Below are 6,051 nucleotides of genomic sequence, written 5' to 3' on the forward strand. Positions count from 1 at the left end.
AGTGAATGGTCAGCAAGCTGACGCGGGTTCACTCCAAAGTGACTTTTCCGTGCATGTCTTCGAATCGTCAGGCACGCACGTTCTCCACAGTCACCCGTTCACGCCAGGACCCGGCCGTTCAGTACCACCCTCCGGGGCGCCCCCAGTACCCGGACGTCCGCCCGCGGATCCTCCTCGTACACCACGAGGTCGGCTGTGGCGCCCTCCTCCAGGCCCGGACGTCCCAGCCACGCGCGGGCCGCCCAGGTCGTCGCTGCGAGGGCCTCGACCGGGGGGATGCCCGCCTTGGTCAGCTCCGCGACCTCGGCCGCGACCAGGCCGTGCGGCAGGGTGCCGCCGGCGTCGGTGCCGACGTAGACCGGGATACCGGCGTCGTAGGCGCCCCGGACCGTGTCGTAGCGGCGTTCGTGGAGGCGGCGGATGTGGGCCGACCAGCGGGGGAACTTGGACTCGCCGCCCGCGGCCAGCTTCGGGAACGTGGCGATGTTGACCAGCGTCGGGACGATCGCCACGCCGCGGTCGGCGAAGAGCGGGATCAGGTCGTCGGTGAGGCCGGTGGCGTGTTCGACGCAGTCGATGCCGGACTCCACGAGGTCGCGGAGGGAGGACTCGGCGAAGCAGTGCGCGGTGACGCGGGCGCCGAGGCGGTGCGCCTCCGCGATCGCCGCCTCCGCCGCTTCTCGCGGCCAGCTGGGGGTCAGGTCGCCCACCTCGCGGTCGATCCAGTCGCCGACGAGTTTGACCCAGCCGTCGCCTCGGCGGGCCTCCTGGGCGACGTACGCGACCAGGTCGTCCGGCTCGATCTCGTGGGCGTAGCCGCGGATGTAGCGGCGGGTGCGGGCGATGTGCCTTCCGGCGCGGATGATTTTCGGCAGGTCTTCGCGGGCGTCGGTCCAGCGGGTGTCCGAGGGGGAGCCGGCGTCGCGGATGAGGAGGGTGCCGGCGTCGCGGTCGGTGAGGGCCTGTTTCTCGGCGACGTCCACGTCGACCGGGCCGTGCGGGCCCAGGCCGACGTGGCAGTGTGCGTCCACCAGTCCGGGGAGGGTCCAGCCCTCGACCGTGCGGATGTCCTGGGCGCCGAGGGGGCGGTCGTAGGTGATGCGGCCGTCGATGACCCAGAGTTCGTCTCGGACGTCGTCCGGGCCGACGAGGACCCTGCCCTTTACATGCAACACCGGCAGATCGTTCATGGCACGCACCATAGTTCGTCGGGTGCGGGTGCGTAGTGGCTGGTCGCGCAGTTCCCCGCGCCCCTAACCGGCGTCGTTCCTCTCCTCGACATCAGCCATCGCCGGGTCCAGCAGACGTGACAGGAAGTGGCGCGTGCGTTCGTGGGTCGGGCTGCCGATGACCTGGCTCGGGCTGCCGTCCTCGACAATCACCCCGCCGTCCATGAAGACCACCCTGTCGGCGACCTCCCTCGCGAACGTCATCTCGTGCGTGACGACCATCATCGTCATGCCCTCCTGGGCCAGCATCCGCATCACCGCCAGGACGTCGCCCACGAGTTCCGGGTCCAGGGCCGAGGTCGGCTCGTCGAAGAGCATCACCTCGGGGCCCATCGAGAGGGAGCGGGCGATGGCGACGCGCTGCTGCTGGCCGCCGGAGAGGGAGGCCGGGTAGGCGTTCGCCTTCTCGGAGAGGCCGACGCGCTCCAGGTTCTCGGCGGCCACCTTCGCCGCCTGTGCCTTGTTCCGCTTGAGGACCCGCCGCTGCGGCAGGGTGAGGTTCTCGGTCACGGTGAGGTGCGGGAAGAGGTTGAACTGCTGGAAGACCATGCCGATACGGCGGCGTACGGCGTCGATGTCGACGTCGGGGTCCGTCAGCTCGGTGCCGCCGACGAAGACCTGGCCCTTGGTGGGCTGTTCGAGGAGGTTCACGCACCGCAGCAGTGTGGACTTGCCGGAGCCGGAGGGGCCGATGACGCAGACGACGTCGCCCTGACCGATCTCCAGGTCGATGCCCTTGAGGACCTCGTTGTCGCCGAACGACTTGTGCAGGCCGCGGACTTGGATCTCCGGGCGCCCCTCAGGAGTGCTGTCGCTCATTTCACGGCCTCCTGGGCCTTCGCCTCCATACGGCGCACGACGAAGCCGAGCGGGATCGTCACCAGCAGATAGCACAGGCCGGCGACGAGGATGGGTGTGGAGTTGGCGGTCGTACTGGCCAGGTCACGGCCGTACTTGGACAGTTCCCGCTCCTCCAGGGTGACGCCGAGGAAGAGGACCAGCGAGGAGTCCTTGAAGAGCAGGACGAGCTCGTTGGTCAGCGGCGGGAGGATGATCCGGAACGCCTGCGGGATGATGATCGAGACCATGGCCCGCGCGGGCGAGAAGCCCAGCGAACGGGCCGCCTCCAGCTGCCCCTTGGGCACCGCCTGGATGCCCGCGCGGATCGTCTCCGCCATGTACGCGGCGGCCACCAGGCCGAGCGCGAGGGCGACCTTGCCGTAGGTGCCGCCGGGGATCTCGGTCCCCGGGAAGGCCAGGGGGACGGCCACGCCGATGAAGATGAAGATCAGCAGAGCGGGCAGACCGCGGAAGATCTCGATGTACACACCGGCGAACCAGCGGTACGGGCCCACCGACGACAGCCTCATCAGCGCTATGACCATGCCGAGGACGAGCCCGAACGCGAAGCCGGACAGCGTGTACAGCACGGTGTTCTTCAGCGCGAGCGTGATGACGTCCGGGAACATCTGCTCGGCGATGTCCCACTGCGCGAACTGGTTCTTGAGCCGGCCCCAGTCGGCCGACGCCGCGAAGGCGACGACGGCCCCGACGAAGACGACGTACTGGGCGCCGCGCGACAGACTGCGCTTACGGCTCCGGCTCAGGCCCTTCCTGCGGGGCTGGAGTTGTGCGTCGGACCCACTCATGAGGCGGACGGGGACGCGGAGGCCGCGGACTCGTCGTAGGGGCCGATCCACTTCTCGTACAGCGTCTTGTACGTGCCGTCGGACTTGGCCTCGGCGAGCGCCTTGTTGACGGCGGCGAGCAGCTTGGTGTTGCCCTTCTTCACCGTGAAGCCGTACTGCTCACCGGTGTTGATCTGCTCGGCGACCTGGAAGGCGTCGGCGTTGGCCTTGGTCTTCAGCCAGCCCTGGACGACCGGGTAGTCGATGACGACGGCCTTGACCTGGCCGGAGCGCAGACCGTTGAGGACGGCGTCGGAGGACTCGAAGGAGACCGGGTCCAGGCCCTGGCTCTTGGCGTAGTCCTCGCCGGTGGTCTGCGCCTGGGCGCCGATCGCGGCCTTCTTGGACTTGGCGTCGGCGAGGGACGTGATGCCGCTGTCCTTGTCGACGAGGAGGGCCTGGGTGGCCTCGAAGTACGGGTCCGAGAAGTCGACGTTCTTCTTGCGCTCGTCGGTGATGGTCATGCCGGCGGCCGCGAGATCGCACTCGCCGGAGTTGAGGAACGCGCCGGTCTTGAAGTTCTCGAACGGGGTGTCGAGGATCTCCTGCTTGACGCCGAGGTCCTTGGCGACGAGGTCGATCAGCGACACGTCGAAGCCCTGCACCTTGCCGTCGATCTCCGACTGGAAGGGCGGGTACGGAAGGTGGGTGCAGGTGGTGAGCTGCCCCGCCTTGACGAGCTCGACACCGCCGGCGGCGGTCTTGGTGCCGCTGCCGCCGTCGTCGTCCGAGGAGCAGCCGGCCACGAACACGAGCCCGGCCGTCGCGGTGGTGGCGGCCAGGATGCGGGTCCGACGCCCGAGGATCGTCTTCACGGGGAAGCCTCCTGTGAGGGAACTGTCTGTTCCGGATATCGGGTCCGATTATAAGGAGAAGTTTGGGACCCTCAAATCAAACCGATGGTTATACGGCCGTCTGACCTAAGAAGTCGGTGGCGGGGTGGGGTGCCGGGGGTGCCGGTTACCCTCGATCCGTTGATCCCGTGAGTGAAGAGAGCACCACTGTGACGCACCCCTTCCTGGACCTGGCCCCGCTCGGCGCGGCGCACTTCGCGTCGATCGAGGACCGCGTGGCGCGGCTGCTGAGCACCACGCAGGATGTCGTGATCATGCAAGGGGAGGCGCTGCTGCCGCTGGAGGGGGCGATCCGCGCGACCGCGGGGCCCGGCACCGTGGCGCTGAACGTGATCACCGGGCCGTACGGGCAGACGTTCGGGGACTGGCTGCGGGACTGCGGGGCCACCGTGATCGATCTGGCGGTGCCCTTCCACACGGCGGTGACCGCGGAGCAGATCCGGGAGGCCTTCGCGGAGCATCCGTCGATCGACTTCGTGTCGCTGGTGCACGCGGAGGCGGCGACGGGCAACACCAACCCGGTCGCGGAGATCGGGGAGGTGGTGCGGTCGCACGGTGCGCTGTTCTACCTGGACGCCGTCGCCTCGATCGGGGCGGAGCCGGTGCTGCCGGACGCGTGGGGTGTCGACCTGTGTGTGATCGGGGCGCAGAAGGCGATGGGCGGGCCTGCCGGGGTGTCGGCGGTGTCGGTGAGCGCGCGGGCGTGGGCGCGGATGGCGGCGAACCCGCGGGCCCCGCGACGGTCGTACCTCTCGCTGCTGGACTGGAAGGAGCGGTGGGTCGACGGCGGACGCAAGGCGTTGCTGCACGCGCCGGCCCAGCTGGAGATGCTGGCGCTGGAGGCCTGCGTCGAGCGGATCGAGTCGGTCGGGCTGGACGCGGTGATGGCTCGCCACGCGTCGGCGGCCGCGGCGACCCGGGCGGGGGCCGTGGCGCTGGGTGGCGGACTGGAGCCGTACGTCCACGAGGCCCGGGACGCGGCACCGGTCGCCACGACGTTGCGGGCGCCGGCGGGGGTGGTGGCGTCGGAGCTGGTGGCTCGGGCGCTGGCATCGGATCCGGTGCTGCCGCTGGCCGCGGGCGGGGGCGCGCTGGCCAAGGAGATGATCCGGGTCAACCACTACGGGGTGGACGCGACGCCGGGCGCGGTGCGGGCGAGTCTCACGGCGCTGGGGGCCGCGTTGAGCGAGCAGGGGCTGGATGTGGAGGTGGAGGGGGCGTTGCGGGCCGTGGAGGACGGCTGGCGGTGAGTGGCGGGACGGCGGCGCTCAGGCCGCAAAGGGCGCGCGGTCGGTCGCGTGCCCCCTCTATGGTCTCGGCATGCGACGCACGGACATCATCGGGGACGACGGCAGGTGGACGGGCCTGTCCCTGGACGTGCGCTCACGCCGTCGGCCGGATCTGTGCCTGTTCACCGCCGGACGGCGGCTGCTGCTGTCCCGGCGGTCGCGGCCCGTGCTCCTCGCCACCGTCGAGGAGGACCACTGCGGGGTGGAGTTCCGGCGCACCGACGCCCATCGCTCGCCGATCCCGCCCTTGCGCGCGGACACGGCACGGGCTCTGGCGGGGCACCCGGATCGCTGGGCGCACCTCTTCGCGCGGCACCTGCTCGACTCGCCGGACGGCCCGCTGCACGACGGCCGGTGGCTGCTCTCCCCCGAGAGTCCGCTCCTGCGCTGGAACCACGGCCGGCTGCCGGAGGCGGAGTACTGGAGCTCGATGCTCGTCGAGGGCCATCCGGACGGGTACATCGACTGGTTCGTCCACTCGGGCTCCTGGGAGATCCTCCCGCTGCGTCCGCTGCCCGACGCGGCCGACGGCCGGGTCAAGGCGTACCGCAAGCAGGCCCGTGAGGGCACGCTCGCGCCGGTTCTGCTGTGGTGGGTCAGCGGTCTGGACTGCCATCTGATCCTGGACGGCCACGCGCGCCTCGCCGCATCGATCACCGAGTCGACCGCGCCCCCGATCCTCCAGCTGCACCGCACCGCGCCGGACGACGAGGTGGCGGCGGGCACCGAACAGGCGGTGCGCGCCTACGAGACCGAACTGGACCGCTTCGCCGCGCTCCGCGCCCTCCACGGCCCCACGATCCCCGACGGCGCCACCCTCGCCGGACCACCCCTCGCCCACCGCCTCCGGGAACTGCACACCGCCCAACGCCCCACCTGGGCCTGGCCACTTCCGGGCGGCGAAACCGAATGGCACCGCATCGCACGCGAGACGAGGGCCGACCAGTAGCTGACCGTCACCGGTGCCCCATGCCATGCTCGGCCCATGACC

General features: G+C 70.4%; 6 protein-coding genes. 2 read left to right on the forward strand and 4 right to left on the reverse strand.

The features are described 5' to 3' along the window. Positions 1 to 98: 98 nt before the first annotated feature. The 4 genes from HLK59_RS31275 to HLK59_RS31290 form a co-directional block, all read right to left on the reverse strand. Positions 99 to 1,190, reverse strand: a complete 1,092-nt coding sequence (locus tag HLK59_RS31275; RefSeq protein ID WP_171144924.1) for an amidohydrolase family protein — start codon at positions 1,188 to 1,190, stop codon at positions 99 to 101. 63 nt (positions 1,191 to 1,253) lie between these two features. After that, positions 1,254 to 2,048: an amino acid ABC transporter ATP-binding protein gene (locus HLK59_RS31280; RefSeq protein WP_171144925.1), complete on the reverse strand. Its 795-nt coding sequence runs from the start codon at positions 2,046 to 2,048 to the stop codon at positions 1,254 to 1,256. Then, complete coding sequence (locus HLK59_RS31285) at positions 2,045 to 2,878, reverse strand: amino acid ABC transporter permease (protein ID WP_171144926.1); 834 nt, start codon at positions 2,876 to 2,878, stop codon at positions 2,045 to 2,047. The genes HLK59_RS31280 and HLK59_RS31285 overlap by 4 nt, the downstream gene beginning before the upstream one ends. Beyond that, positions 2,875 to 3,732: a transporter substrate-binding domain-containing protein gene (locus HLK59_RS31290; protein WP_171144927.1), complete on the reverse strand. Its 858-nt coding sequence runs from the start codon at positions 3,730 to 3,732 to the stop codon at positions 2,875 to 2,877. The genes HLK59_RS31285 and HLK59_RS31290 overlap by 4 nt, the downstream gene beginning before the upstream one ends. Before the next feature lie 188 nt (positions 3,733 to 3,920). Here HLK59_RS31290 and HLK59_RS31295 point away from each other — a divergent pair, with 188 nt between their 5' ends. Both HLK59_RS31295 and HLK59_RS31300 read left to right on the forward strand, forming a co-directional pair. Then, entirely contained in the window at positions 3,921 to 5,021 is a 1,101-nt protein-coding gene (locus HLK59_RS31295; protein ID WP_171144929.1) for an aminotransferase class V-fold PLP-dependent enzyme, read from the forward strand. A gap of 70 nt (positions 5,022 to 5,091) precedes the next feature. Further along, positions 5,092 to 6,009 carry a hypothetical protein gene (locus HLK59_RS31300; RefSeq protein ID WP_171144928.1) on the forward strand — a complete coding sequence of 306 codons (918 nt, stop codon included), beginning with the start codon at positions 5,092 to 5,094 and terminating at the stop codon, positions 6,007 to 6,009. Positions 6,010 to 6,051 lie beyond the last annotated feature (42 nt).

The sequence above is a fragment of the Streptomyces sp. S3(2020) genome (genome assembly GCF_013044505.1).
Taxonomy (GTDB): Bacteria; Actinomycetota; Actinomycetes; order Streptomycetales; family Streptomycetaceae; genus Streptomyces.